The organism is Photobacterium swingsii (assembly GCF_024346715.1).
Lineage (GTDB): Bacteria > Pseudomonadota > Gammaproteobacteria > Enterobacterales > Vibrionaceae > Photobacterium > Photobacterium swingsii.
In genome coordinates this window covers 665,660-692,321 of the sequence record NZ_AP024852.1, presented here as the reverse complement: position 1 = coordinate 692,321, position 26,662 = coordinate 665,660, and the positions used below count along the sequence as shown (strand labels likewise).

27 protein-coding genes are annotated in these 26,662 nt (G+C 45.3%); 8 read left to right on the top strand and 19 right to left on the bottom strand.

The genetic code is table 11. The annotated features are described in order from the left end of the window. The 14 genes from lpxB to rpsB all read right to left on the bottom strand — a co-directional run bounded on the left by lpxB (position 1) and on the right by rpsB (position 14,155). Positions 1 to 1,161 carry a lipid-A-disaccharide synthase gene (gene lpxB / locus OCU77_RS03390; RefSeq protein WP_048899947.1) on the bottom strand — a complete coding sequence of 387 codons (1,161 nt, stop codon included), beginning with the start codon at positions 1,159 to 1,161 and terminating at the stop codon, positions 1 to 3. Beyond that, a complete protein-coding gene (gene lpxA / locus OCU77_RS03385; protein WP_048899946.1) occupies positions 1,161 to 1,949 on the bottom strand; it encodes an acyl-ACP--UDP-N-acetylglucosamine O-acyltransferase in 789 nt (262 codons plus the stop codon). The genes lpxB and lpxA overlap by 1 nt, the downstream gene beginning before the upstream one ends. Next, positions 1,949 to 2,401, bottom strand: coding sequence for a 3-hydroxyacyl-ACP dehydratase FabZ (fabZ, locus tag OCU77_RS03380; RefSeq protein WP_048899945.1), 453 nt, complete (start codon positions 2,399 to 2,401; stop codon positions 1,949 to 1,951). The genes lpxA and fabZ overlap by 1 nt, the downstream gene beginning before the upstream one ends. 192 nt (positions 2,402 to 2,593) lie before the next feature. Further along, positions 2,594 to 3,619, bottom strand: coding sequence for a UDP-3-O-(3-hydroxymyristoyl)glucosamine N-acyltransferase (lpxD, locus tag OCU77_RS03375; protein ID WP_107303085.1), 1,026 nt, complete (start codon positions 3,617 to 3,619; stop codon positions 2,594 to 2,596). 107 nt (positions 3,620 to 3,726) lie between these two features. After that, positions 3,727 to 4,236, bottom strand: a complete 510-nt coding sequence (locus OCU77_RS03370; protein ID WP_048899943.1) for an OmpH family outer membrane protein — start codon at positions 4,234 to 4,236, stop codon at positions 3,727 to 3,729. 19 nt (positions 4,237 to 4,255) lie between these two features. After that, positions 4,256 to 6,673 carry an outer membrane protein assembly factor BamA gene (gene bamA / locus OCU77_RS03365; RefSeq protein ID WP_048899942.1) on the bottom strand — a complete coding sequence of 806 codons (2,418 nt, stop codon included), beginning with the start codon at positions 6,671 to 6,673 and terminating at the stop codon, positions 4,256 to 4,258. A 36-nt stretch (positions 6,674 to 6,709) separates the two neighbouring features. Then, positions 6,710 to 8,065, bottom strand: coding sequence for a sigma E protease regulator RseP (gene rseP / locus OCU77_RS03360; protein WP_048899941.1), 1,356 nt, complete (start codon positions 8,063 to 8,065; stop codon positions 6,710 to 6,712). Then, positions 8,062 to 9,258, bottom strand: coding sequence for a 1-deoxy-D-xylulose-5-phosphate reductoisomerase (gene ispC / locus OCU77_RS03355; protein ID WP_107303084.1), 1,197 nt, complete (start codon positions 9,256 to 9,258; stop codon positions 8,062 to 8,064). The genes rseP and ispC overlap by 4 nt, the downstream gene beginning before the upstream one ends. A gap of 65 nt (positions 9,259 to 9,323) precedes the next feature. After that, positions 9,324 to 10,166 carry a phosphatidate cytidylyltransferase gene (locus OCU77_RS03350; RefSeq protein WP_107303083.1) on the bottom strand — a complete coding sequence of 281 codons (843 nt, stop codon included), beginning with the start codon at positions 10,164 to 10,166 and terminating at the stop codon, positions 9,324 to 9,326. 22 nt (positions 10,167 to 10,188) lie between these two features. Further along, positions 10,189 to 10,953 (bottom strand): isoprenyl transferase, encoded by a 765-nt coding sequence (locus tag OCU77_RS03345; protein ID WP_048899940.1) that lies wholly within the window; start codon positions 10,951 to 10,953, stop codon positions 10,189 to 10,191. A gap of 76 nt (positions 10,954 to 11,029) precedes the next feature. Beyond that, entirely contained in the window at positions 11,030 to 11,587 is a 558-nt protein-coding gene (frr, locus tag OCU77_RS03340; protein WP_048899939.1) for a ribosome recycling factor, read from the bottom strand. 59 nt (positions 11,588 to 11,646) lie between these two features. Then, positions 11,647 to 12,375: a UMP kinase gene (pyrH, locus tag OCU77_RS03335; RefSeq protein ID WP_048899938.1), complete on the bottom strand. Its 729-nt coding sequence runs from the start codon at positions 12,373 to 12,375 to the stop codon at positions 11,647 to 11,649. Positions 12,376 to 12,467: 92 nt separating this feature from the next. Continuing rightward, positions 12,468 to 13,313 (bottom strand): translation elongation factor Ts, encoded by an 846-nt coding sequence (gene tsf / locus OCU77_RS03330; protein WP_048899937.1) that lies wholly within the window; start codon positions 13,311 to 13,313, stop codon positions 12,468 to 12,470. A 119-nt stretch (positions 13,314 to 13,432) separates the two neighbouring features. Further along, positions 13,433 to 14,155, bottom strand: coding sequence for a 30S ribosomal protein S2 (rpsB, locus tag OCU77_RS03325; RefSeq protein WP_048899936.1), 723 nt, complete (start codon positions 14,153 to 14,155; stop codon positions 13,433 to 13,435). A gap of 316 nt (positions 14,156 to 14,471) precedes the next feature. Between rpsB and map the strand changes: the two genes are divergently transcribed. The 3 genes from map to OCU77_RS03310 all read left to right on the top strand — a co-directional run bounded on the left by map (position 14,472) and on the right by OCU77_RS03310 (position 18,520). After that, the gene (gene map / locus OCU77_RS03320) at positions 14,472 to 15,302 is read left to right on the top strand and encodes a type I methionyl aminopeptidase (protein WP_048899935.1); all 831 of its coding nucleotides are present in this window, start codon (positions 14,472 to 14,474) and stop codon (positions 15,300 to 15,302) included. Between the two features lie 72 nt (positions 15,303 to 15,374). Beyond that, positions 15,375 to 17,981 (top strand): bifunctional uridylyltransferase/uridylyl-removing protein GlnD, encoded by a 2,607-nt coding sequence (glnD, locus tag OCU77_RS03315; protein ID WP_048899934.1) that lies wholly within the window; start codon positions 15,375 to 15,377, stop codon positions 17,979 to 17,981. Positions 17,982 to 18,139: 158 nt separating this feature from the next. After that, complete coding sequence (locus OCU77_RS03310) at positions 18,140 to 18,520, top strand: DUF3461 family protein (RefSeq protein WP_048899933.1); 381 nt, start codon at positions 18,140 to 18,142, stop codon at positions 18,518 to 18,520. Between the two features lie 124 nt (positions 18,521 to 18,644). On the opposite strand, the gene OCU77_RS03305 is transcribed toward OCU77_RS03310, so the two are convergent. From OCU77_RS03305 to OCU77_RS03295, 3 genes are all read right to left on the bottom strand, one after another. Continuing rightward, entirely contained in the window at positions 18,645 to 19,100 is a 456-nt protein-coding gene (locus OCU77_RS03305) for a flavodoxin (RefSeq protein WP_048899932.1), read from the bottom strand. A 96-nt stretch (positions 19,101 to 19,196) separates the two neighbouring features. Continuing rightward, a complete protein-coding gene (truC, locus tag OCU77_RS03300) occupies positions 19,197 to 19,943 on the bottom strand; it encodes a tRNA pseudouridine(65) synthase TruC (RefSeq protein WP_048899967.1) in 747 nt (248 codons plus the stop codon). A 5-nt stretch (positions 19,944 to 19,948) separates the two neighbouring features. Continuing rightward, positions 19,949 to 20,269, bottom strand: a complete 321-nt coding sequence (locus OCU77_RS03295; RefSeq protein ID WP_048899931.1) for a YqcC family protein — start codon at positions 20,267 to 20,269, stop codon at positions 19,949 to 19,951. A 101-nt stretch (positions 20,270 to 20,370) separates the two neighbouring features. Here OCU77_RS03295 and OCU77_RS03290 point away from each other — a divergent pair, with 101 nt between their 5' ends. The 4 genes from OCU77_RS03290 to OCU77_RS03275 all read left to right on the top strand — a co-directional run bounded on the left by OCU77_RS03290 (position 20,371) and on the right by OCU77_RS03275 (position 24,221). After that, positions 20,371 to 21,411, top strand: coding sequence for a DUF3549 family protein (locus OCU77_RS03290; RefSeq protein ID WP_048899966.1), 1,041 nt, complete (start codon positions 20,371 to 20,373; stop codon positions 21,409 to 21,411). A gap of 37 nt (positions 21,412 to 21,448) precedes the next feature. Beyond that, on the top strand, positions 21,449 to 21,754 hold the full coding sequence (locus OCU77_RS03285) for a DUF3301 domain-containing protein (RefSeq protein WP_048899930.1): 306 nt from the start codon (positions 21,449 to 21,451) through the stop codon (positions 21,752 to 21,754). A 1,927-nt stretch (positions 21,755 to 23,681) separates the two neighbouring features. Next, the gene (locus OCU77_RS03280) at positions 23,682 to 23,912 is read left to right on the top strand and encodes a DUF2789 domain-containing protein (RefSeq protein ID WP_048899927.1); all 231 of its coding nucleotides are present in this window, start codon (positions 23,682 to 23,684) and stop codon (positions 23,910 to 23,912) included. A gap of 36 nt (positions 23,913 to 23,948) precedes the next feature. Further along, positions 23,949 to 24,221 (top strand): hypothetical protein, encoded by a 273-nt coding sequence (locus OCU77_RS03275; RefSeq protein ID WP_048899926.1) that lies wholly within the window; start codon positions 23,949 to 23,951, stop codon positions 24,219 to 24,221. 110 nt (positions 24,222 to 24,331) lie between these two features. On the opposite strand, the gene OCU77_RS03270 is transcribed toward OCU77_RS03275, so the two are convergent. Together OCU77_RS03270 and syd are read right to left on the bottom strand one after the other, a co-directional pair. Next, positions 24,332 to 25,105 (bottom strand): Zn-ribbon-containing protein, encoded by a 774-nt coding sequence (locus tag OCU77_RS03270; protein WP_048899925.1) that lies wholly within the window; start codon positions 25,103 to 25,105, stop codon positions 24,332 to 24,334. A 3-nt stretch (positions 25,106 to 25,108) separates the two neighbouring features. Next, positions 25,109 to 25,663, bottom strand: coding sequence for a SecY-interacting protein (gene syd / locus OCU77_RS03265; RefSeq protein ID WP_048899924.1), 555 nt, complete (start codon positions 25,661 to 25,663; stop codon positions 25,109 to 25,111). Positions 25,664 to 25,726: 63 nt separating this feature from the next. Between syd and queF the strand changes: the two genes are divergently transcribed. Further along, positions 25,727 to 26,572, top strand: coding sequence for an NADPH-dependent 7-cyano-7-deazaguanine reductase QueF (gene queF / locus OCU77_RS03260; RefSeq protein ID WP_048899923.1), 846 nt, complete (start codon positions 25,727 to 25,729; stop codon positions 26,570 to 26,572). Positions 26,573 to 26,662 lie beyond the last annotated feature (90 nt).

Genomic DNA, 26,662 nt, shown 5'->3' with positions numbered 1-26,662 from the left:
TCAATCTGCTTGTTGAGGCGTCGTTTTACCAATCAAATTCAGCACCGCTTGGGCTGCTTTTTGATCGGCGTTACAACGAATACGTTGATGAAGCTGACTAAATTCAGCCAATAATTCGCTGTTATCGGTACTGAGGTAATGATTCACCTGCTCTGCAAGTTTCTCTGGGGTGCAATTTTCTTGCAACAACTCAGGGACCAGTTCCTTATCCGCGAGGATATTGGGTAAAGAAACATACTTAGTTTTCAACATACGGCGCGCAATCCAAGCAGTGAGAGGCTTAACAATATAGCCCACCACCATAGGACGCTTCACGAGCATGCATTCCAGAGACACGGTACCTGATGCTAATAACACGGCATCAGAAGCAATCATCACATTACGCGCGGTATCATCAACCAGTACGAAATTCAGCTCAGGTGCGGTTTCTCGCCACGCTTGTTCAAACTGTTGACGACGTTTGTCATTCACCAAGGCAACGACAAACCCTAAATCAGGGTGTTGCTGCTGTAAACGCTGACAGGTTTCGATAAATGGCGCCGCAATCATGCTCATTTCACCACCGCGGCTTCCCGGCAATACAGCTAGCCAGCGCTTACTGTTATCTAAACCGAGCAAGTCACGTGCTGCTAGCTGATCGGTTTGCAACGGAATAGCATCCGCCATGGTATGGCCGACAAACTCACAAGGTACATTGAACTTATCGTAAAACGCTTTTTCGAACGGCAGGAAGGCCAAAACGAGATTCGTCGCAGCTTCGATCTTGAAAATCCGCTTTTGACGCCACGCCCATACTGACGGGCTGACATAGTGCACCGTTTTAATACCGCTATCTTTTAAATCGCGCTCAAGGCGCAAGTTAAAATCTGGCGCATCAATGCCAACAAAAACGTCTGGTAGGTTATCAGAGAAGTACTTAACCAGTTCTGCTTTTATTTTGAATAAACGCGGTAAGCGGCCAAACACCTCGACAATCCCCATTACGGCAAGCTCTTCCATATCGAATAAGGCTTCACAGCCCGCTTCGATCATGCGAGGGCCAGCCACACCGACAAATTCAGCGTCTGGGTATTGCTCTTTAACCGCTTTAATAAAACCGGCACCTAAAATATCGCCGGAGATTTCTCCGGCGACAATACCTATTCGAAGAGGTTTAGCCATTAACGAATAATACCGCGAGTCGAATTTTCAAATAATTTGACGAACAAACCAATCGATGGGAATTCTTTCGCCATTTCTTCTAATACAGGCTTCACTTCCGCCAAGGTTTTACCTGAACGGTAAATTTCTTTGTACGCACGACGAATTGCATGAAGCTCTGGCTTTTCGAAACCACGACGCTTTAGGCCTTCGATATTAATACCAAATGGCTTCGCATGGTTACCTTGCGCCATTACGTACGGTGGGACATCCTGAACCACAATCGAGCCACCGCCAATAAAGCTGTGTGCGCCGACAGTACAGAACTGGTGAACGGGTGATAACGCAGAAATAATCGCGTAATCTTCAACATTAACATGACCCGCTAAAGTCGCGTTGTTGCCCATGATGATGTTATCACCCACAACACAGTCGTGAGCAATGTGGACGTTGACACAAAATAGGTTATCGCTACCAACAGTAGTTACACCCTTATCTTGCACGGTTCCACGGTGCATCTGCACACTTTCGCGGATAACATTGCGATCACCAACCACAAGGCGAGTCGCTTCACCGTTGAATTTCTTGTCCTGACACTCTTCGCCAATAACCGCAAACGGAAAGATGCGGTTATCCTGACCAATGACTGTAGGGCCTTTAATCACAACATGAGACATCACTTCTGTGCCGTCGCCAATTTCTACATCTTTAGTAATGTAGGTAAATGGACCAACCGTCACGTTCGCGCCGATTTTAGCCCCTTCTTCAACTACAGCAGAAGGGTGAATTTGTGCCGTTTCGTGAATCATTAAAACTCTCGTCTTGCGCATTTTAGTTCAGCAGAGCAAACAACTTCGCCATCAACTTTTGCTACACCATTAAACATAGCAATACCGCGACGTTCTTTTAAGTATTCCACTTCGATGATCAGCTGATCACCAGGGCCTACAGGCTTACGGAACTTGGCTTTATCAATACTAGCAAAGTAGTAAAGCTCGTTTTCAGCAGGAGCACCAAATGTTTTGAATGCTAATAAGCCAGTCGCCTGTGCCATCGCTTCCAAGATCATCACACCTGGGAAAACTGGCATTTTTGGGAAGTGACCAGTAAATTGTGGCTCGTTCACTGAAACGTTTTTGATAGCCGTTAATGTTTTGCCTTCATCGTAATCTGTTACGCGGTCGATCATTAAGAACGGGTAACGATGCGGAAGAAGCTCTTGAATCTCAGTGATATTTAACGTTTTGTTCTCGCAAGTCAAAACTTGAATTCCTGTCAGTAAAGTGAAACACAAAGTAACGATATTACTTTGGTTATTCAATTCGCTGCTATTTCAAAGCTGAATTCAATGAATCAAAGCTAAAATAGCAAGGAAGTGAAGTGTCCTACGTGTTGTTACCCGTAGAACACAATCGCACGTTGCCGATTTATATCGGCATACATGGCAAAGGCATTAGCCCTCGTCGTCTAATTTTTTCTCAACCGCACGTAAGCGTTTGTTCATTTCGTCAATTTTCATGACGCGAGCAGCTGTTTTACGCCACTCTTTATTTGGCTGCACTGGAATACCTGACGAGTAGAAACCCGGTTCAGTAATTGGGCGCATCACCATTGCCATACCAGCAACCGTCACACCATCACAAATTTCCATGTGGCCATTGAACACGCTCGCACCGCCAATGAAGCAGTTTTTACCTACAGTCAGGCTACCAGCCATTACGGTTGCACCAGCAATCGCCGTATTTTCACCAATTGACACATTGTGTGCAATTTGACATTGGTTATCGATGATAGCGCCATCATGAATGATGGTGTCATCTAACGCACCACGGTCAATCGTGGTACAAGCACCGATTTCGACACGGTTACCAATACGCACAGAGCCTAGCTGCGGGATTTTGATCCAGTTGCCACGGTCGTTGGCATAACCAAAACCGTCTGAACCTAATACAGTGCCAGATTGTACTAGACAATCAGAACCTAATGTCACGCGGTGGTAAACAGTTACATTTGCCCATAATTTGGTGTTAGCACCAATTTCAGCTTCTTTACCAACAAAACACCCCGCACCAATTTGCACGTTATCACCCAGTTTAACACCAGATTCAATCACGGCATTGTGGCCAACCACGACTCCCTCGCCCATCACAACATCGTCTGCAATTTGCGCGGATGCCGCAATGTCTGAGGCTGCTTTTGGCGTAGTATCCAGTAACTGTGCAACTAACGCATAGCCAAGGTAAGGGTTAGCCATTACCAAAGCGTTACCTTCAAAGAATGGGCGATCGCCTTCTTGCAGCATGACTGCTGACGCTTTGCAATCAGCAAGTTGTTTACGGTACTTACTGTTTGAAATAAATGTAATTTGACCTTCACCTGCTTGCTCAGTGCCAGCAATAGAGTGAATTTCGACAGTGCCATCACCATGAAGCTCTGCACCTAATTTATCTGCTAATTCAGCAAGGGTAATTACAGCCATTGGTTACCTTATCTTTTTTGTTATACGCCACCGTTAGGGTCAGAGACGACAAAGCTGCCATGCGTAAAACGCATAGCAGCTTAGGTTATCTGTGGCGCTTTAATCAATTATTTTACAGCAGAGATAACCTTGCTTGATAGGTCATCTTTAGGGTCAGCGTAAAGTACAGCTTGTGCATCAACAACGATGTCATAGCCTTCTTTTTTCGCCACACTTTGAATTGCTGTACGGATTTTCATCACTAGTTTTTGCTCTTCTTCAGCGCCGCGACGACGTTGATCTTCTTGAAGTGCTTTTGCTTTTAACTTGTAGTCAGAATCAAGTGATGCAAGTTCACGTTGAATCTTGGTACGGTCAGATTCGCTAAGCAGCTCACCATCACGTTTCGCTTTATCAACTTTGGTTTTCATGCGATTTTCGATGCTACGAAGTTCATCGATTCGATCTTTAAATTCGCTACGTAATTTTTCTGTCACATTATAGCGTTTAGCCAGCTGTTGCATGGCCTGACCTGTTGCGACGTAACCTACTTTTTGTGCCGCTTCAGCTGCTTGTGCATACATAGACGACGATAAAATTACTAGGCTAAGGCCTGCTGCTTTCATCCATTGTTTCAAAAGAGTTCTCCTCAAAAAATTAGAATGTCTGTCCGATTGTGAAGGTAAAGAATTCTTCTTGGTCGCCATCGTACTTCTTAAGCGGACGAGCAATCGAGAATACCAGTGGGCCCATTGGAGACATCCACTGAAGTGCGGCACCGTATGACGCACGAATTAATGATGGATCAGAGTAGTCATACAGGTACTTACCATCAGTATCTTTCAGGTCGTACTCGGTATCCCACACTGAACCCGCATCCACAAACAGACTGGTGCGAATTTGGTTTTTAAATTCTTCCGATGCAAATGGGGTTGGTACAATCAACTCCATGCTTGCTAATGCAATGGCGTTACCACCCGCTGCATCTTTGGTACCTGTTGCACAGTTGTTGTTACCAGATGGACCACCACCCGAACAACCTTCAACATAAACAGCCTTAGGACCAACAGTGTTTGAACGGAAACCACGCAAGGTACTAAAGCCACCCGCGTAGAAGTTCTCGTAGAATGGCATTAACTGATCACTGCCATTATCTGTCTTACCGTAACCATTACCATAGCCCACTTTACCACGCAGTAAGACAGTGAAATCGTGGCCTTCATTCAATGGAATGTATTGGCGCACATCGTACTGCATCTTAAAGTACTGCGCATCAGAACCAGGGATTGTCATACGGTATGATGCACGCTGGTGATTACCTGCTGTCGGGAAATAACCACGGTTTAAGTTATTACGTGACCACGAAACCGACCAGTCAAAGTCATCCAATTCGATAATATTCTCACCACGGTCAAAACCATGGATCGCTTTAAATTTCTCGATTTGGTAATACTCGCGAGTATTCGAGATTTTGTTGTGATCGTAACCTACACCAAACTCAAAGAAGTTTAGCTCATCAAATGGGAAACCCCATGTCAGGCTGGCACCATAACTTTGGTTGGTATAGTCGGAGATATTCGCGTTTGATGCTTCAAACTCGTTGTAGTAAATCTTACCACCCAAGCTGATGCCATCTAACGTAAAGTACGGATCACGGTAGTCTAAACTGATATTCTTTTGGTATTTATTGGTCATCGCATTGATACCAAAACGTGTACCTGTACCTAAGAAGTTATCCTGTTGTAGACCGGCCTGAAAACTAATGCCCGATTCAGTACCATAACCAATACCGAAGTTCACGCTACCAGCATTCGCTTCTTTTACGTTATAGGTCACATCCACCTGATCATCTGTGCCAGGTACGCGTGTCGTCTGAACATCAACGGTTTCAAAGAAACCGGTACGGCTCAAACGCTCTTTACCACGCTCCACCGATTTCGAATTCAGCCAGCTGCCTTCCATTTGACGCATTTCACGACGCAATACTTCATCTTTGGTGGTTGTGTTACCAGAGAAGCCAATATTACGTACGTATACACGCTTGCCCGATTCAACGTTAACAAGCAGCGACACTTCATTCGTGTCATCGTCAAAATCAGGAATGGTTGTGACTTGCGGGTACGCATAGCCCGATTCACCTAGCTTACGTTTAATCGCTTCTTCAAGCGCTGTTACTTGCGCGCCGTTGTAGATGTCACCATCTTCAAAGGTCACCAGTTTATTCAGATCATCTTGACGGCCTGCCACTTCACCACGGAATTGCACACCTTTAACCTTGTATTGATCGCCTTCATCGATTTTCAAGGTGATATAAACACCTTTCTTATCAGGAGAGATCGATACTTGAGTCGATTCAAGCTTGTACTTCAAGTAACCATTATTTAAGTACTGAGAACGCAACACTTCCATATCACCCGCAAGCACCTGTTTCTGATACTTTTCATTGGCGAGGAAGTTCCACCACGGCACATTGGCCTGTAGGTTGAATTTGCCGCGTAACTCATCATCGGTAAACACTTCATTACCGATAAAGTTAATCTGCTTTATGGTTGCTGATACGCCTTCAGTAAAAACGAACTTAAGGTCAGCACGGTTGCGTGGTAGCGGTGTTACAACCGCCTGCACTGTCGCATTATACTTACCCACACTGTAGTAAAAGTCTTCCAGACCTTTTTCAATCTTACTCAGTGTGGTGCGATCTAAAGCTTCACCAACTTGAATATTGGAAGCATTTAAGTTTTCTTTGAGCTGCTCTTCTTTGATCGCTTTATTGCCTGAGAACGAAATATTAGCGATGGTTGGACGCTCCAACACTTTCACCAATAACACGTCACCATCACGATAAACTTTGATGTCTTCAAAGTTACCAGAAGCAAATAGCGCTTGAATAACATCAGCGATATCACGGTCGTCGACCGTGTCACCAACTCGTACAGGCATCTTCAATAGTGCAGCACCTAACGTTACTCGTTGAAGACCTTCAAATCGAATATCGTCGACTACAAATTGTTCAGCACTCTGCGCCATACTACTGCTTAGCAGTAGCGATGCGACCAACAGTTTTTTCATCGCCATTACTGTTCTGATTATTCCTTGCTAAAAACGCATTTATTAAAGGCGGGTAAAATCATTGAATAGCGCTACGGCCATTAACGCAACCAAAATGGCTGAGCCCACTCTGTAGCCTATGTCCTGAACACGTTCAGAGACAGGTCGGCGTGTTACAGCTTCAATAGCGAAGAACATCAAGTGTCCACCGTCTAATACTGGAAGCGGCAACAAATTCACAATACCTAAATTCACACTGATCAAAGCAAGAAAGCCAAGGAAATAAACCAAGCCGTAATCGGCCGTCATTCCAGCACCCTTTGCTATTGAAATAGGGCCACTTAGGTTTTTCACCGCCACATCGCCCGTTACAAGCTTAGTGACCATATCAAATGTTAGTGTGACTAATTGCCACGTTTTCTCTGCCGCTTTACCAACAGCTTCAACAGGGCCAAACTGCAAGTTAATACGGTAAGACTCAGGCCAAGGTTCAACCGTCGGCGCAAAACCTGCATAACCAATGGCTTCGCCGTCAGCTAGCGTTTTGGTTTTAGGTGTTAATGTAAGCGACACCGATTCACCATCACGCTCTACCTCGATGATCAAAGCTTGCTCTGGGTGTGAACGTACTGCATCCACCACCTGCTGCCATTGCGTCACGGGCTGGCCATCAATCGCTGTAATGCGATCATTTAACCGCATATCGGCAGCAATTGCTGCACCATCATCGACAAGTTGTGAAATAGAGAGCGTAATCTCAGGGGTGTAGGGTTTCATCCCTAAACTTGCCATTACTCGCTCTGTTTCAGGATCAAAGTACCAGTACTCTAGATCCAACGTTCTTTCGACAATCGCACCACCGTCAGGTTCCGTTGCCGTAATCACCATTCGCTTATCGCCAATATGCGAGATCATCGCCATATTAACGGATTCCCAATCTGCGGTTTTGATACCTGAAATTGATTTAAGTTCCATTCCAGATTCAATTCCTGCTTGGGCAGCAATAGATTGCGGTGCAACCTCACCGACAACTGGCTTCACCGCAGGCACACCAATCAGGTAAACCACCCAATAAGCAAAAATAGCAAAAATGAAGTTCGCTACCGGGCCTGCCGCTACAATCGCACTGCGTTGCCATAACTTTTTATTATTAAATGCTTCATGACGACGGGCCTCAGGCACGTCATCGACTCGCTCATCGAGCATTTTGACGTAACCGCCCAGCGGGATCATCGCTAAGGTATATTCAGTGCCATCTTTGCCTTTCTTTTGCCAAATCGCTTTACCAAAACCTATAGAAAAGCGTTCAACAAACACACCACAACGGCGAGCAACCCAAAAGTGACCAAATTCGTGGACTGCAATCAGTACACCAAGCGCAACAAGAAATGCGCCTAAATTCCATAAAATGCCTGTCATTTTGCTACCTTAGCAATCTCTTCCTGAGCTAAAAGTCGTGCCATTCTATCTAGCTCAATCACACATTCCAAGTCAGTTGGTTCCGCCTTGGGTGCTGTTTCTAAGACTAATTGATTTATCTTAGCAATATCAGTAAAGCGAATGCGCTTATCTAAGAATGCAGCAACGGCTTCTTCATTCGCAGCGTTCAACGCTGTGGTTGCTGCTTGCCCACTGTAACACGCATCCATCGCAAGTTTCAGACATGGATAGCGGTCAAAGTCTGGCTGTAAGAAGGTAAACTCACCCACTTGGCTAAAATCGAGCGGCGCCACTCCAGCGTCTACCCTTTTAGGATAGGACATCGCACAGGCAATCGGAGTTCTCATATCAGGTAATCCCATCTGTGCTAGCACCGAGCCATCCGTGTATTGCACCATAGAATGAATCACAGACTGAGGATGAATAATTACCTGCATTTTCTCACGCGATGCGTTAAACAACCAACGCGCTTCAATGTACTCTAAGCCTTTATTCATCATAGTGGCAGAATCAACCGAGATTTTCGGTCCCATCGACCAATTGGGGTGTGCGATGGCCATCTCTGGCGTAACAGCATCCAATTCTGCAATGTCTGTGTAACGGAACGGGCCACCAGAACCAGTTAACAATATCTTGCTGATGCCGTGTGCATTAAGATCACAGCGTCCCATTTTGCGTTGAATTTCAGCAGGTAAGCACTGAAAAATCGCATTATGTTCACTATCAACAGGTAATAATTCCGCACCATATTCTTCGCACGCATCAATAAACATCTGCCCCGACATCACTAGGGCTTCTTTATTTGCCAGTAAAATGCGTTTACCCGCTTTAACACCGGCCATGGTCGGCATTAAACCAGCAGCACCAACAATGGCAGCCATGACAGTATCGATCTCATCCAGTGCTGCAATCTGACACAAGCCTTGCTCACCAGCTAGCACTTGAGTTGTCATCTGATGTTCCGCTAGGCGTTGTGCTAGCGTTGCTGCAGCCTTTTCACTCGCCATTACGGCATACTGTGGTTGCCACTGACAACAAAGCTCAAACATCTTATCGCTGTTTGAGCCTGCGCCTAATGCAACAACATCAAATAATTCAGGATTTTGTGCTGCAACAGCCAGTGTGCTTGTTCCGATTGAACCAGTCGCACCTAAGATTGATAACTTACGCATACATCACTTCATTTGGCTTGAAAAAGGTAGCTACCAAGTAGCTACCTTTGAATGGGAGGTAATCACTACCAGAGGTAGAATAGAGCAAAGACGGGAAGCGCAGCAGTTAGACTGTCAATACGGTCTAAAATACCACCGTGGCCAGGTAAGATAGTGCCACTGTCTTTAATACCAGCAACACGCTTAAACATGCTTTCAACTAAGTCGCCAAGTACAGAAATAACAACTGTAATCATGGCTATCGCTAGTAGCGACCCCACACTTGAAAACGGAATATTCATCAAAGATGCACCGCTCCAAGCAATGAACATCGCCAACAAAGCACCACCTAATAAGCCTTCAATTGTCTTATTTGGACTTACTGACGGCGCCATTTTGTGTTTACCAAATCGCTTACCCGTGAAATACGCACCTGTATCTGCTGCCCATACAATAAAGCATACAAGCATTACAAGTTGTGAGCCATGATACGGAGATTCGGCGTAGTTAACAGCGCGAAGCAATAAAATGCCCCAAAAGAAAGGAAGAAGGGTTAATACACCAAAGATGCCTTTCAATAACGCTGATGATGACCAAAGTTTAGCACTACTTGGATAAGTAATGGCTAAGGTAGATGCCACCAACCACCAAATGCCGCCTACTGCGAGCATAGCACGATGGGAATCTGCCACAGCTGATAGTGCAGCAACATCCGTTGGCATCACAACCAAAGATGCACCAAAAATTAATGTGAACAGGCTAACGATTTGTACGCGGGCGCTGCCATTAATAAACTGAGTCCATTCCCAAAAGCCCACCATAGTAATCGCGGCAAGTGCCACAATAAAAGCAGGAAAAGGTAGGAAGAAAATACCCGCAATAACCAAAGGCGCGAGAATCAATGCCGTTATAATTCGTTGCTTAAGCAAGCTGCATCCTCTTTATATCTTTTTATTGTTGAAGCAATGCTTGAAGCTGCTCACCAGTGCAGCCAAAACGACGCTCACGGTTCACAAACCATGCCATCGCATTCGCAAAGCTGTCTTCATCAAAATCTGGCCAGTGTTGTTCACAAAAGTACATTTCTGCGTAAGCCATTTGCCAAAGCATGAAATTACTAATGCGTGATTCACCACTGGTACGAATTAATAGGTCAACATCAGGTAATCCTGCGGTGGTTAAACCCTCTGCTAACATATCTTCGGTAATATCTTCTGCTGTTAAACCGTGTTCAGCCACTTGAACAGCAAGACGCTTAGTTGCTTGAAGGATGTCCCACTGGCCACCGTAGTTTGCTGCTACATTCAATACCATGCCAGTATTGCCTGCCGTCAGCGCTTCAGCAGCAGCGATTTTGTCTTGTAGACGCTGACTAAAGCGACTTGTATCACCGATGATCTTCAAGCGAATATTATTTTTGTGCAGACGTTTAACTTCACGACCTAAAACAGTCATGAACAACTCCATCAATAATGAAACTTCCGCTTCTGGACGGCGCCAATTTTCACTACTGAACGCGAATAAGGTGACAACTTTAATGCCAAAACGATTCGCTACAGATACTGTTTTACGCACAGCCTCTACACCCGCTTTATGACCGAAAACGCGAGCTTTGCCCTGCGCTTTAGCCCAACGGCCATTGCCATCCATGATCACTGCAACATGCTTAGGAAGGCTGTCGATGCTCAGTGGGGTGTCAGTTGTCGAATCCGACATAAATCTTCCTCAAAAAAAAACGCTGTGCTGCACGCACAGCGCCTTAACTTAGATAAAGCTAATGAGCTGAGAAGAATTAAACTTCCATTAACTCTTTTTCTTTAACTTCTAGTACTGCATCGATGTTCTTCACTGCAACGTCTGTCAGTTTCTGAATTTCATCTTGTGCGCGGTGATCATCATCTTCAGAAATTTCTTTGTCTTTCAGAAGACCTTTAACGTCTGCGTTAGCATCACGACGGATGTTACGAACAGCAACACGGCCTTGTTCTGCTTCCGCACGAACAATCTTAACAAGGTCACGACGACGCTCTTCCGTTAGTGCTGGAAGTGGAACACGGATAACCGTACCCGCTGACATTGGGTTTAGACCCAGGTCAGACATCATGATTGCTTTTTCTACTTTAGGCGCTAATTCTTTATCGAATACAGTGATCGCCAGAGTACGAGAATCTTCAGCAACAACGTTAGCAAGTTGCTTAAGCGGTGTGTTTGCACCGTAGTATTCTACGTAAATAGTGTCTAGTAGGCTTGGGTGCGCACGACCTGTACGAATCTTAGCCAGCTGGTTTTTTAGCGCTTCAACGCTTTTTGCCATGCGCTCTTGCGCATCTTGTTTAATTGCATCAATCACGATTAATATCCTTGATTATTCGGTCACTATAAAGGGCCCTATAGAGCCCCTTACGAAAATTAGTCGTTAGCGATCAGCGTGCCTTCTTGCTCACCCATCACTACACGGCGAAGAGCGCCTGGCTTATTCATGTTGAAAACACGAATAGGCATAGAGTGGTCACGAGCAAGAGTAAATGCAGCTAAGTCCATCACTTTCAGTTCTTTTTCAAGAACATCATTGTAGCCCAGCTTATCACAAAGAACAGCATCAGGGTTTTTAACTGGATCATCTGTGAACACACCATCAACTTTCGTTGCTTTTAGCACCACGTCAGCTTCAATTTCGATGCCGCGTAGACACGCAGCTGAATCCGTTGTGAAGAATGGGTTACCCGTACCCGCAGAGAAGATCACTACACGGCCTTGACGTAACTGGCTGATAGCGTCAGCCCAGTTGTAGTTATCACATACGCCGTTAAGAGGGATTGCAGACATTACTCGAGCGTTCACATAGGCACGGTGAAGTGCGTCACGCATCGCAAGACCATTCATAACAGTTGCTAGCATGCCCATGTGGTCGCCCACAACTCGGTTCATACCCGCTTCAGCTAGACCAGCACCACGGAACAAGTTACCACCACCGATAACAAGGCCAACTTGAACACCCAGTTCAATCAGTTCTTTAATTTCTTGCGCCATACGGTCAAGAACTTGTGCGTCGATACCAAAACCTTCTTCGCCTTGTAGCGCTTCGCCACTCAGTTTAAGCAGAATTCGTTGATAAGTCGGTTTAGGGTTTGTGGTCATTAGGATTACCTTCCAGGCTTACAATTGAGATATGGAGTTGTAAAAAGACCGCAGCCTTGGCTACGGTCTTTGGAGTTCTTTTACAAGAAGGATTAACCCTTCTGTACTGCTGCTACTTCTTCAGCGAAGCTCATTTCTTGAGCTTTCTCGATACCTTCACCAACTTCAAGACGGATGAAGTTAGTTACTGTAGCGCCTTTAGCTTTCAGCATTTGACCAACAGTTTGAGATGGGTCCATGATGAATGCTTGACCAGTTAGAGAAACTTCGCCTGTGAATTTCTTCATGCGGCCAACAACCATTTTCTCTGCGATCTCTTGAGGCTTGCCAGATTCAACAGCGATAGCTACTTGAATTGCTTTCTCTTTCTCAACTACGTCAGCTGGAACGTCTTCTGGGTTAACGAACTCAGGCTTAGATGCAGCAATGTGCATTGCAACGTGCTTGATAGTTTCTTCGTCAGCTTCACCAGCAACAACAACACCGATACGGTCGCCGTGACGGTAAGAACCAACTTTAGCGCCTTCGATGAACTCAACACGACGGATGCCGATGTTCTCACCGATTTTAGCTACTAGAGTAACGCGTTGCTCTTCAAACTTAGCTTGAAGTGCTGCGATGTCTAGACGCTCAGCTAGTGCTACATCTAGAACTTCGTTAGCGAATGCTAGGAAGTTTGCATCTTTAGCAACGAAGTCAGTTTGACAGTTAACTTCTAGAAGAGCTGCAACACCGTCAGCATCTTTGATTAAGATAGTACCTTCAGCAGCAACGTTACCTGCTTTTTTAGCAGCCTTTGCAGCACCGCTCTTACGCATGTTTTCGATTGCTAGCTCGATATCAGCGTTAGCTTCAACAAGTGCTTTTTTACATTCCATCATGCCTGCGCCAGTACGTTCACGCAGTTCTTTAACTAGGGCAGCTGTAACTGTTGCCATTGTCATATCCTCAGTTTTAAATACTCGGTATAAAAATCAGGGGCCTAAGTAGGCCCCTGCTAACCATTCTTAGTTTACGCAAGGTAACTTAAGAAGCTCAAATAAAGGAGCTTTGGCTATTACTCAGCTACGTAGCCTTCTTCAGCTTGCGCTGCGATGTCTTGGTTACGTGCTTCTGTAACAGTTTTCGCTACCGCACCAGTGTAAAGCTGGATAGAACGGATTGCGTCATCGTTACCAGGGATAACGAAGTCTACGCCGTCTGGGTTAGAGTTAGTATCTACTACTGCAAATACTGGGATACCCAGGTTGTTAGCTTCTTTAATTGCGATGTGTTCGTGATCTGCATCGATTACGAACATAGCGTCTGGTAGACCAGCCATGTTCTTGATACCGCCAAGAGATTTCTCAAGCTTTTCCATTTCACGAGTACGCATTAGCGCTTCTTTCTTGGTTAGCTTGTCGAAAGTACCGTCTGTAGACTGAACTTCTAGATCTTTTAGACGTTTGATTGACTGACGAACAGTTTTCCAGTTAGTCAACATACCGCCTAACCAGCGGTTGTTTACGTAGAACTGGTCACAGCTTACTGCTGCTTCTTTGATTGATTCGCTGGCTGCGCGCTTAGTACCAACAAAAAGAACTTTACCTTTACGAGCTGCAATCTTGTTGATTTCAGCTAGAGCGTCGTTAAACATTGGTACAGTTTTTTCTAGGTTGATGATGTGTACTTTGTTACGAGCACCGAAAATGAATGGCTTCATTTTTGGGTTCCAGTAACGAGTTTGGTGACCGAAGTGAACACCAGCTTGAAGCATGTCGCGCATTGATACAGTTGCCATTGAATATTCCTCTATGGGGTTAGGCGTCCACATATCCCATCCTACCGACCCTCTATCTGCATTTGCCGAAGCAATCGCAGCGGGCACCCCGGAGCATGTGTCGATATGTGTGAGTGATTAATAAAGTTTAGTGTAAATACATCTAACCCAGTGAAGTGCGAGGCTTCAACCTGAATTAGCACATTTACGGCGCGCTTTATACCATATAAAGCCATCAATAATCCAGCCAAATATGGTTCTAGCGCGAAACTTGGTTTTCATATTGCCCCCTCGCTGATAACATGAGAGGTAAACCGTAATTCGTAGAGAAGATTGAATGACTATCAAGATCAAAACGCAGGAAGAAATCGAAAAAATGCGCGTTGCAGGTCAACTGGCTGCTGACGTATTAGAGATGATTGAACCTCACGTAAAGCCGGGTGTGACAACAGAAGAGCTTGACCGAATCTGTCACGAGTTCATCACTAAAGAGCAAGGTGCTATTCCTGCTCCTTTGAACTACCACGGTTTCCCGAAATCTATCTGTACGTCAATCAACCACATCGTATGTCACGGTATTCCGGCTGAGAAAGATGGTAATGAAGGCCAAAAATTTGGCAAACCCGCTATCCTACAAGACGGTGACATCGTGAACATTGATATCACGGTTATCAAAGACGGCTATCACGGCGATACTTCAAAAATGTTTGAAGTTGGTGAAGTATCACTAGAGAACAAACGCCTTTGCCGCGTAGCGCAAGAAAGCCTGTACCTTGCGATTAAAAAAGTAAAACCTGGTGCAAAACTGGGTGAAATCGGTACAGCTATTCAAAAATTCATCAAAAACGGTAACAGCCGTTTCTCTATCGTAAAAGATTTTTGTGGTCACGGTATCGGCAACGAATTCCATGAAGAACCGCAAGTGGTTCACTACAAAAACAACGACCGTACTGTACTAAAAGCAGGTATGTGTTTCACGATTGAGCCGATGATCAACGCAGGCAAATTTGGTTGCTTAGTCGATGATGAAGATGGTTGGACAGTCTACACAGTCGACGGTAAGAACTCGGCACAGTGGGAACACACACTACTGGTAACAGACACAGGTTGCGAAGTGTTAACCCTTCGCAAAGAGGAATCACTTCCTCGCTTTGTAAACAACGCATAATCAAAAAAGCCGACGATAACGTCGGCTTTTTTATAAGAACTTCTCCACCTTCATCATACGGCATGGACAGCAATGACAGATACTTTGGCTCACTCAAACCATGGCTGCAATCAGCAGCACTTACGCGATGAACTCGAACAATTTGCCGATCTGCAAAAAGCACAGTTTCTCGCTAAAAGACCAGTCACAGAGCTAGTACACGCACGATCTCATTTTATTGATAGCCTACTCCATCGCCTCTGGCGTCACTTTCAATTTCATGAGATCCCAGGGCTTGCGCTCATTGCTGTTGGTGGCTACGGCCGCGGCGAATTACATCCCCTGTCTGATGTCGATATCCTGATCCTTAGCCAAGCGGCTTTAGACGAATCAACAGGAGAGAAAGTTAGCCAGTATCTGACCTTATTATGGGATTTACGGCTCGACGTTGGCCATAGCGTGCGTACCATTGAGCAATGCATAGAGATTGGTGCTAACGATTTGACCGTTGCCACCAACCTGCAAGAAGCTCGTCAAATCTGCGGCTGCGAAGACACCTTTCTTGCGCTCGAAGAACGGGTGCATGCAAACGACTTCTGGCCAAGCGAAACCTTTTTTCAAGCCAAGCTCGATGAACAAATCAAGCGCCATGCTCGCTACCACGATACCACCTACAATTTAGAACCTGATATTAAATCAAGCCCAGGGGGTCTGCGGGATATCCACACCTTAAGTTGGATCGCACGTCGTCATTTTGGTGCCACCAGCCTCTTAGAAATGAGTCGTTTTGGTTTTTTAACCGATGCAGAATACCGCGAACTTGTCGAATGCCAAACGGCGCTGTGGCGAATCCGTTTTGCACTCCATATTGAGTTACGTCGCTACGACAACCGCCTCACTTTTGGTCATCAAGCATCCGTGGCTGAAAACCTCGGATTTATTGGCGAAGGTAACCGCGGTGTCGAGATGATGATGAAAGAGTTCTATCGCACCCTAAGACGGGTATTAGAACTCAATAAAATGCTATTGCAGTTGTTTGATCAGGCTATTTTAAATAACGGTGAAGAACGCGAAGTCATCCCTTTGAGTGACGATTTCCAAATTCGAGGCCACTTAATTGAAGCCACTAAGCCCGCCCTTTTTCAAGCACGCCCAGAAACGATTTTGGATTTATGTTTACACGTAGCTGCAAACTCCAGTATTGAAGGGATCGCGGCACCAACACTGCGTCAACTGCGAACGGCGCGTCGTCGTTTAAATGTGTTTTTGGTTGAGATCCCAGCGGCGCGTGAAAAATTCATGGAATTGGTTCGCCAACCCAACGCACTACAAAAAGCCTTTCGCCTCATGCATCGTCACGGTGTTTTATCTTCGTATTTACCACAATGGAGTCAAATTGTTGGTCAGATGCAATTCGACTTATTCCATGTCTATACGGTCGATGAACACAGCATACGCGTACTCAAAAACCTGAATAAGTTCAACGATCCAGAGAACCGTGAACGCCACCCAATTTGTTGCGAGGTGTACCCTAGGATCATCAAAAAAGAACTACTCCTGATTGCTGCGATTTTCCATGATATTGCCAAAGGTCGCGGGGGCGATCACTCAGAACTGGGGGCTGTCGAGGCTTATGATTTCTGTATCTTGCACGGGTTATCGCGCCCTGAAGCCAACATCGTCTCTTGGCTCGTTAAACACCACTTACTGATGTCGGTTACCGCCCAACGTCGTGATATTTATGATCCTGAGGTCGTGACGGAGTTTGCCAAGACAGTGCGAGACGAAGAGCGACTGGATTATTTGATTTGCTTAACCGTTGCCGATATTTGTGCAACCAACCAAGACTTGTGGAATAGCTGGAAACGTACCCTGCTGGCTGAGCTGTATTACTCAACCCAAAAAGCACTGCGTCGTGGGTTAGAGAACCCGCCTGATATTCGCGAACGTATTCGCCATAATCAACAATTAGCCTCTGCGTTGTTGCGCAGCCAAAACTTTGCACCACGCGAAATTGAAGTCTTGTGGCAGCGTTTTAAAGCCGATTACTTCTTACGCCACACGCACAAGCAGCTGGCATGGCATGCAGAGGCAATGCTACACCACGACCATGAAAAGCCGTTGATTTTATTGAGTAAAAAAGCCACCCGAGGAGGAACTGAAGTCTTTGTTTATTGTAAAGATAAACCAAAACTGTTCTCCGTTGTGGTTGCTGAACTTGATAAGAAAAACTTGAGTGTACACGATGCCCAAATCATGACCAGCAAGGATGGCTATGCGCTTGATACCTTCATGGTGCTCGACCCAACAGGCAAAGCGCTAAACGAAAACCGCCATAACACGGTACGCCGTGCGCTGGTGAATGCATTAACGCACATGAAGTCAGATCGTAAGAAAAAGCGCGCCCCGCGAAAACTTCTGCATTTTAACGTCAAAACCAAGGTCGATTTCTTGCCAACGAAAACAGGCAAGAAAACCATGATGGAGTTAGTCGCACTTGATATGCCGGGGTTACTCGCCAAAATTGGCGCCGTATTTGCCAAACTGCATATCAGCTTACAAGCCGCAAAGATCACCACGATTGGTGAACGAGCAGAAGATTTCTTTATCTTAGTCAATGAGCATGGAAGTCAATTAACCGAAGAAGAACAACAAGCCTTAAAAAACGAGCTTATCGCCAAACTCGCTCACCCTGAGTAAGCGAAAAAACAGTACGCCCTTATTGATTTAGGCTGCCAGTAAGGGCGATCTCGCCCACATATCCTCGCCTCTTTACAAGCATCCCTCCTACAAACTTGCTACATTATTTGAACAAGTTGCACGATTTCCACCAACCGCTCCACATTAATGAGGCCCTTATGTATCCAAACCTCACTGGCATTGGTATTGAACTTCCAGAAACTATCGAGCGTTATAGCCTGCGCCAAGAAGCTGCGAACGATATTCTTAAAATTTACTTCAAAAAACGAAAAGGCGAACTGTTCGCTAAAAGCGTCAAATTCAAATTTCCTCGCCAACGTAAATCTGTTGTAGTCAATAGCGGTAGTCGCGAATACAAAGAAGTCACCGAGATCAACCGAAACCTCACCCATATCATTGATGAGCTTGATAAAATAACTAAGCGCAAATACGTTGAAGTAGATGTTAAAAAGAAAATATTAGGCGATCTTCGCCACTTAGAACAAGTGGTAAGTCATAAGATTGCAGAGATTGAAGCCGATCTCGAAAAGCTCAAATAGTCGCGAATATAAATCGCCATCAACAAAAAAGCACATCGCCTTTCTACTGGCCATGTGCTTTATATTCCACGCTTCACCACATTATCTGGTGTTAATTATACTGGTTGGCCTGAACTGCCATATTTCAAGCGACTTTCTTTAATAACCCGCCCAACCAAGGGATCACCACCTCTAACGCATCAAAGTTTACGCAGGCATCAACGTCTAGCCGTGGTGCTAATGGTTTAGCCTGCAACTGTTGAAGCAGCTCATCAAACTGACGGCCACCGCCACAATAACGATCTTCGCCATAGCTCGAATCTCCTAATGCCACCACACCATAATGCATCGCTGGCATTAACGGGAATTGATCACTTAGCGCCATAAACAATGGCAATAAATTATCAGGGATCTCCCCCTGCCCCGTGGTTGATGAAATCACCAACACCATATCTTGCTGATAAGCGACAAAGTCACTCAATTCAGGGTCAAGATACACTTGGGTTAAATGGCCGCTTTCATTTAATTTTGCCGCCACTTCTTCTGCGACATCTTCCGCGCCACCAAATACCGAACCGACGAATACGCCAATTTTTGCCATCGCTTCCTCGCTTAGCCTTTCAGGCTGACAGTTAGATCCCTTTAGTATTAGAGTGGTCGGCATTGATAAAAGTTGCAAACAATTTAAGTGGTTAAATCATGCGCTTTCAGAAGCACACATCAAGGAAATAGGCCAATCAAACGCAGCCATTACGCGTAGCCATGGCTCATCAACATTAGCGCGAATATCTAGCGCTTCACCGGTAATTGGGTGTGCAAACTGCAAGCGAGATGCATGTAACATCAAGCGATGGCAATCATAATTTTCACGGAACATGCGATTATGACGGCCATCACCGTGGTTCACATCACCAATTATGTGATGGCTTAAATGGTGCATATGGCGACGCAGCTGGTGCTTACGCCCAGTTTCTGGTTTCATTTCCACTAAACAGTAACGGCTGGTGCTATAGCGTCCAACGGGAATATCGGTTTCAACTGTGGCTAATGGCGCATAAGCCGTCACGGCCTCTTGCGCTTCTTGCTCTTCACTGGCATTTTTATCCGCAATTTTATCCAGCTCTTTTTTCAACGGATAGTCGAGCACAGCCGCTTCTTTGATCCAACCACGTACCACGGCATGGTAAGTTTTATGGATATCGCGACCAGCAAACAGTGGCATCATCTGCGCGGCAATTTCGCTCGATAAACCAAAAATCAATACACCTGAGGTCGGACGGTCAAGGCGGTGTAAAGGGAAAACGTGCTGGCCAATTTGGTCTCGCAGCGTTTGCATCACAAACTGTGTTTCATGGCTATCGAGCCAAGAACGGTGCACTAACATACCTGCCGGCTTATTCACCGCCACTAGGTATTCATCTTGGAATAATATTTCGAGTTCCATTAGGCTCACTTCGCTTTCATTAAATTATCGAATTCATTGCACACCGCTAATATTCCCTCGTAGCCTTGCTCATTTTTCATGGCTTCTTCAACATAAGGGGCAATCTCAAATTGCGTCGGCAAAGGAAAATGTGAGGCAATTAACTGCGTCATCTTAGGAATAAAAATCCATTGCAACCACTGAGCACACGACAAGGTATCAATCGCAAAAGGTTCGACACTCGCCAGCGCTTGCGCACTCGGGGAAGATATTTCCCATTGTTGATTTTGCTGCATCGTTTGTTGCAGTTCATCCAGTAATCTTTGGCAATGATGGTATTTATCCATTTCATTTATTCCAACGCGGTGAATTCAGGCGCGCAAGGATACCATCTCGCACGCAGAGTCCATATAATCAAAGAACCATTTAGGAGTAATCAAAGATGTCCATGGATAATTTTCATACCCTCACCCAACTATTAGACAATGCTGGCTGCCAATACAAAATATTTGATCTTGGCCGCCGTGTTTGTGAAATCGATGTTGATCAATTTAAAGCCGTCGAAGAGAACCGCCAACCTTATCCATGGCCATTGCAACAGCATGCTCATTTATCCATTTCTTTCTGGCAAGCAGGTAACACCCCTTGGATTTGGTTCTTACGCCTACCTCTCGATGAGCGGGGTTTATTAAAACAAGCCGCTGTGGGCGACTTCATCAAGTATGTGATTGAAGCGATGGGCGCAACACTTAACAGCGAGCCAACTGAAGAAGAACAAGAAAAACTGGCAGCTAACCCTTATACCTTCAAGCCCAACGATGACAAGATGGCGATCTTTCATGCCCAACTACGCCAACGTTTATCACTCTCTTCGAGCCAATACTACGAGCATGCTCAGCATTATCTCACAGGCGAATTAGGCTGGGAGCAATGGCAAGGTGTTGGCCTGCAAGGTTTAGCTGATGTGTGTGCACGTATGAAGCAAGAAAACAACACCACGCTGATCCGCAAAGGGATCAACAAGCTGCCAATGACACCGCTTTATGCTTTACTGGGCTGTTTAGAGCACTGTGAACTGCCACAAAGCCTTGCAGAACGCTTACAAGAACGTCTCACACTTGAGTGTGCGCAAACTGATCCCGATCTCTTCCTGATTGCGGCTTTATTACGCGCAATGGCAGGGGTTGATGCTCAGCAGCTTAGCATGGCGATTAAAGCAGTATTATCTCAACCTGCGCTTTGTCACCCCGAAGTATTGGTTGCGATTGCAGGTCGCTGCTGGAACGGCTTAACGCAAGCAGACATCGCCAGCGAATTCTTATTGCGCTTAGCACAAACCAAAGATCAAACCTTATTTAATCAGCTATTCACCGATCTCGTTATGCTGCCTTTGTTACGTGGCATCATGCTGCAAGTGTTACATAGCCAAGCAAACCCTGAGCTGGTCGCTGCCATTACTCAGCTGCAGCAACATGCGCGCAGTCAGTAATCACTGCACATTTTAGATTGTTTACAAGGAAGGTAATTTGACCAATTTATTTTGGATTGTCACAGTATCCTTTGGTTGCTTTCTGTTTTGGCAACAACGCCGCCAAACAGAACTGGCGCAGAAGTTCATAGAACAGCGCTGTGAAAAATTAGGATTACAGCTACTCAGCACTGCACGCGGTTCGCATAAACTGCGCGATGAGCAACAGTGGCATTGGCACACTGTGTATTGGTTTGAATTTTCAGCGGATGGTCAAGATTACTACCAAGGGTACATAGTAATGAAAGGGTTTAGGCCTATGCGTTTTTATGTGCCCCCGCACCACTTACCGGATGAGTATTAGCGACAGTTGCTCAAATAGCAGATACAAAAAAAGCAGCCTAGGCTGCTTTCTTTATAATACCAATCGATCAATCTCTGTCTGTCTTGGTATTGGGCACGTATCACTCCCGCTCCTTCCCCAAAAAGAGCGGGCGCGACTTGCGTCGCGCCCTTAGGTCTTACTTGCAGCAATCCCGCTACTATGGTGCTCCCTGCATCCATCCTTTGAATCGCTGTAATCCGTCAGCGCAATCCTTAAATCTTCGTCCTGAAGTTGTCCTGTGGCCTTACCTTGACCCGTCGTTTCATCCTGATCCGACTCTCGTCTCCGTCCTGGAGGTGTCCTTTACTTCGTCCTGGAGGTGTCCTTTACTTCGTCCTGAAGTGTTCCTTTATGCCTCAATCCTAGAGGTGTCCCTGACTTCATCCTGAAGTGGTCCATTTGTCATCCTGACCAGCAAGTAATCCTTACTTACTATTACCGAATCCTTCGGTTTTCCCTTCACAGTCCATGTACGATATATCGTCCTGATACACCGGTCTCATCCTGAGACTGCCCAAATCCTTGGCTATTTCCTGTTCCGTTCCGTCAGTTCCTTCCGACACCAATAAGATTACGCTTATCCCATCTAGATTGAACCCTTGTAAGAAAAAACATCTTATTGCCTTGATAATAAGAAAATAACCAAACAACACAAAACACATAAATAACAACAACTTAACAGGACGCACTTCTATTTATTAGCACGTCATTCTCGCTTTATCCCACAGCTTTGTAAGAGATCTCGCACAAAGAGATCAGAGATTTATCTATATTTACTGATTAGCAAGCAGCGGCAAAGAGGAAACGTCAATGAAAAAGAGAGCCAATGAATGCACTAGAGGGTGCAGTTATAACAAGAGGAAGAGATACGAGCCTAGATGGGCACTTATAAATACTAGCGTGACATTTGTAGCGGCATAGCTAATTTGGCTAACTCTGTTCTGAATGGGAAATTTAAGCCCCATAAAAAGAACGGGCGCAACATTGCTGTTGCGCCCTTAGGTCTTACATGCAGCACTCCCGCTACTATAGTGCTCCCTGCATCAATCCATGATCAGCTTATTTCCAAGCGTAATTCCTAACCTAGAGTTGTCCTTCGGTTGTTCCTTGACCCGTCGCCACATCCTATGTCGACTCTCGCTCCGTCCTGGAGGTATCCCTTACTTCATCCTGAAGTGATCCTTTATGCCTCTGTCCTAGAGGTGTTCCCTAACTTCGTCCTGAAGCGAATCCCTTATGCCTCTGTCCTAGAGGTGTTCCCTAACTTCGTCCTGAAGTGATCCTTTATGCCTCTGTCCTAGAGGTGTTCCCTGACTTCGTCCTGAAGTGATCCTTTGTATCCTTACAGCCAGCATCCTGCTCGCATCAACGTATCCGTTCGTTGTCCTTTCGCTGTCCTAGCGAGTAAGCACTCCGACTTACTTCCCTCATCCTGAGGTCGGTTCGTTCCAAAAACCGTTTCCAAGTTCCAATGCCAGTGTCCCTCTGACACGATAGATATTACGCGATTTAACTCACCCAACAACCCACCAAATACTACTTTATGGCTAGTCATATACATGTAACCACACCAAACGTTAAGATAAGCCATTGTTTTATAATAAAAAGGCCGCGAGAGTGCGTGTAAACATACAAGTCTATCTGTCTTTTTCCCACAGTCTTGTAAGAGATCTCTCACAAGCAACAAGGTGTATATCTAAATGGCGCTAAAAGCATGCTCGTTAAAAGATCAGAAGTAACATATATTCGACAATAAAAACCAACAACCACCAGCATAATTAGTCACAGAATAAACACTTTTATTACAAGGTTCATATCTCCGCTCTTCCTCACTCCTCGCCTATACTTAGTGAGTTAGCCAAGGATCACTTTAGTTAGGGTTTATTCCAACCAAAGGGGAAGTGCGATGGAAACCTTTAACCATAATCTCAGCCACCTGTTTAGTCAGTTAGGGCTCAATGACTCCCAAGCATTTATCGAGCAATTTTTAGCAAGCCACCGCTTAGAACAACATGAGTCGCTCTCTGAGGCGACGTTTTGGCAACCCTCGCAAAAACGTTTTCTCAAAGAATCACAAGAACAAGATGCCGATTGGTGTGAAGTGATTGATCAATTAGATGCTTTACTACGAAAATAAACACTCAGCATTTAATAGTGACCCACAAGGAACACCATGTCAGAGATTAGCCAAGATTTAGAGCAAGCGATCCACTCGCTGGTCACAGAAGGAAAGGAGCCATCTGTTGCTTTAATTAAATCACGCCTAACCAGCCCACTGCCGATGCCATTGATCATCAAAGCGCTTCAGGCGTGGAAGAAAAACGCCAAAGTACCCAAAATTGAAAAAACCACACCAAGCTTAACGGCGGAACAACGTATCACACAACTTGAGCAGCAAGTCGCTGCATTGAGTGCTCGTCTAGCCAAGCTTGAAAGCCAGAACTAAGTGCCCCACCAGTCAGCACAGCGAAATAAAAAGGACGAAACATCACTGCTTCGTCCTTACTCTTTATTCCATCGTGCCAATAATCGCTTGAATAATAATTCGGATTAAACCTACTGAAAATCCCACGATAGATTTGAGACAATTCGGCAATCATCACATTTAAAGTGGAACAGATCATGGATCGGCTCATCAAGCGCCCAGTCACCGCCACACTTAGGGCAAGAGCGCTTCTGCTCGTCAGCCAAGCTCTTCCCACCCACTTGATATTGGTAGTAATAGGTTGGGATCTTAGTGATGTATTCAATACGACCGCGTAAGTCCCAACCACGTCGAAACAGGTCGCTATCAGCATCTTTAATTTCATGCAATGTGGCATGTTCAGCTTTACAGCCACCCGCCATTTGCACTTCATCGCAGGCCTGCCACTCTGTTTGCCATTTAACGATCGACTTATGATCGCCATTTAATACAGGTGGTACACGATACAGTGGGATGGGCATTAATGTTTCACCACAGCGCAATGGCGAACAAGTATGAACGAAGGTGGTATAGATCACTTGCCATGACGGCGCAAAATTTTCAGCTGCAGCTTCCGAATTCAGATCGCGCCCCAGCACCTTCACTTTGGGTGCTAACAAACTCGCGTTTGATAGGCGATTTAAACAGGCTTTCACGCTATCGCTATTAAACTGAGCGTGCAGGCTATCAACTTCAGGGCACACTGCCCGTACGCGAAAGATCGCTTCATCCATCACAATCGGAAACTCACGTCCCAACACTTGGCCGTTATAACGCAGCGCATCCATCAAACCATTAATCGCCTGATCAACGGCCGATATTGTGGTGTTATCAAAACACTCAAAGCTCATTTCAACAACGTACATGCTTTAATCCTCACGTACGATAGGTTCAAGTCGAGTCAAAAAACTTTCGACATCAGCCGCCAGCACATCACGCTTATCTTTACCTAAGGTTTCGACAATGACTTGGCCTGTCAAATTACAAATTGAGATAACTTTATCTTCAGCCGCTAACGCACCAATGAACACCGTCGGTTTTAGTTTTAAGCGACGCTGTGTCACTAGGTGGCCGAGAATGTTTTCTTGTAAGCGCAAAGTGTCTTCTTCACTGAATGATTGCAGCAAATCAAATTCTAGATCGCCAAACTTCGCCGCCATATCACCGCTATACTGGCTAGCGTAAAAAGCAACGATGTCTTCATGCAGTGTCAGTTCAATCCCTTTCTCGACTGCCGCTAAGTCACCCATAGGTTCACGGGCTACCGCTTGCCACATCACCTCATCACCCGAATCATGCTCAACACATGGTGATTGAAGCCCAACTAAGTCTTCACTACGGGGAAATGTGTGCCCAGCATCATGCCACGCTTTCATAAAACGGACTGAAAAATCAGATAATGCGTCCGTAACTGGATGATTCATTCGCAACCTCATTAAAGATTAAGTAAACTTTGGGTATTCTAATCCAAGAGTGTCCAAGACAGTATGAGCAAATATAAAGACGCGGCAGAATTAGCGGATTTAACGTTAGGTCAAAAAACTGAATACGCTGATAAATATGATCCTTCACTGCTGCAAGCCGTTCCACGTAGCCTTAATCGTGACGATCTCGCCCTTGGCGATGAACTGCCGTTCACTGGCTATGACATTTGGACACTCTATGAATTGTCATGGTTAAACGGTAAAGGCTTACCACAAGTGGCTATCGGTGAAGTACGTTTGCCTGCCAATAGTCCAAATTTGATCGAATCTAAATCGTTCAAGCTCTATCTTAACAGCTTTAACCAAACACGTTTTAACGACTGGCAAGAGATTGTTGAAACACTGCACAAGGATCTAACAGCATGTGCAGGCCAAGACGTCGACGTGACTATCCAACCTTTAACTGATTTTACTGATGAAGCTATCGTAAACTTCAGCGGCGAGTGCATCGATGATCAAGACATTGAAATCACAGAATACGATTTTAATGCCGATCATTTAGAAGGTGCTGCTGAAGGCGACGTGGTAACAGAAGAACTGCATAGCCACCTGTTAAAATCAAATTGCTTAATTACCAATCAACCAGATTGGGGCAGCGTGCGCATTTCTTACAAAGGTAAGCAAATCAACCGCGAAAAACTACTGCGCTACCTAGTGTCATTCCGTAATCACAACGAATTCCACGAACAATGTGTTGAACGTATTTTCAGTGACATTATGGCATTCTGCCAACCTGAGTTACTGACGGTTTACGCACGTTACACGCGTCGTGGCGGCTTGGATATTAACCCATACCGTACCAACCAAGGTAAAACACCAAGTAACAACTTCCGTCTTGCTCGCCAGTAATCCAAACTCTGCGATACAGATGTAAAATAAGTCCAGCAAAAGCATGCCCTTTGCTGGACTTGATTGCCTAAGCCAGTATATTAGACCACT

Bases quoted from the DNA above. Each gene is read 5' to 3' on its own strand.
- bamA (WP_048899942.1), bottom strand. From the start codon at position 6,673: ATGGCGATGAAAAAACTGTTGGTCGCATCGCTACTGCTAAGCAGTAGT.
- OCU77_RS03305 (WP_048899932.1), bottom strand. From the start codon at position 19,100: ATGGCAAAAATTGGCGTATTCGTCGGTTCGGTATTTGGTGGCGCGGAA.
- pyrH (WP_048899938.1), bottom strand. From the start codon at position 12,375: ATGACCACAAACCCTAAACCGACTTATCAACGAATTCTGCTTAAACTG.
- OCU77_RS03295 (WP_048899931.1), bottom strand. From the start codon at position 20,269: ATGGATAAATACCATCATTGCCAAAGATTACTGGATGAACTGCAACAA.
- OCU77_RS03290 (WP_048899966.1), top strand. From the start codon at position 20,371: ATGGATAATTTTCATACCCTCACCCAACTATTAGACAATGCTGGCTGC.
- OCU77_RS03345 (WP_048899940.1), bottom strand. From the start codon at position 10,953: ATGTCGGATTCGACAACTGACACCCCACTGAGCATCGACAGCCTTCCT.
- glnD (WP_048899934.1), top strand. From the start codon at position 15,375: ATGACAGATACTTTGGCTCACTCAAACCATGGCTGCAATCAGCAGCAC.
- OCU77_RS03310 (WP_048899933.1), top strand. From the start codon at position 18,140: ATGTATCCAAACCTCACTGGCATTGGTATTGAACTTCCAGAAACTATC.
- OCU77_RS03280 (WP_048899927.1), top strand. From the start codon at position 23,682: ATGGAAACCTTTAACCATAATCTCAGCCACCTGTTTAGTCAGTTAGGG.
- tsf (WP_048899937.1), bottom strand. From the start codon at position 13,313: ATGGCAACAGTTACAGCTGCCCTAGTTAAAGAACTGCGTGAACGTACT.
- queF (WP_048899923.1), top strand. From the start codon at position 25,727: ATGAGCAAATATAAAGACGCGGCAGAATTAGCGGATTTAACGTTAGGT.
- truC (WP_048899967.1), bottom strand. From the start codon at position 19,943: ATGGAACTCGAAATATTATTCCAAGATGAATACCTAGTGGCGGTGAAT.
- rseP (WP_048899941.1), bottom strand. From the start codon at position 8,065: ATGACAGGCATTTTATGGAATTTAGGCGCATTTCTTGTTGCGCTTGGT.
- syd (WP_048899924.1), bottom strand. From the start codon at position 25,663: ATGAATCATCCAGTTACGGACGCATTATCTGATTTTTCAGTCCGTTTT.
- OCU77_RS03270 (WP_048899925.1), bottom strand. From the start codon at position 25,105: ATGTACGTTGTTGAAATGAGCTTTGAGTGTTTTGATAACACCACAATA.
- map (WP_048899935.1), top strand. From the start codon at position 14,472: ATGACTATCAAGATCAAAACGCAGGAAGAAATCGAAAAAATGCGCGTT.
- lpxA (WP_048899946.1), bottom strand. From the start codon at position 1,949: ATGATTCACGAAACGGCACAAATTCACCCTTCTGCTGTAGTTGAAGAA.
- rpsB (WP_048899936.1), bottom strand. From the start codon at position 14,155: ATGGCAACTGTATCAATGCGCGACATGCTTCAAGCTGGTGTTCACTTC.
- OCU77_RS03275 (WP_048899926.1), top strand. From the start codon at position 23,949: ATGTCAGAGATTAGCCAAGATTTAGAGCAAGCGATCCACTCGCTGGTC.
- lpxB (WP_048899947.1), bottom strand. From the start codon at position 1,161: ATGGCTAAACCTCTTCGAATAGGTATTGTCGCCGGAGAAATCTCCGGC.
- ispC (WP_107303084.1), bottom strand. From the start codon at position 9,258: ATGCGTAAGTTATCAATCTTAGGTGCGACTGGTTCAATCGGAACAAGC.
- lpxD (WP_107303085.1), bottom strand. From the start codon at position 3,619: ATGGCTGTAATTACCCTTGCTGAATTAGCAGATAAATTAGGTGCAGAG.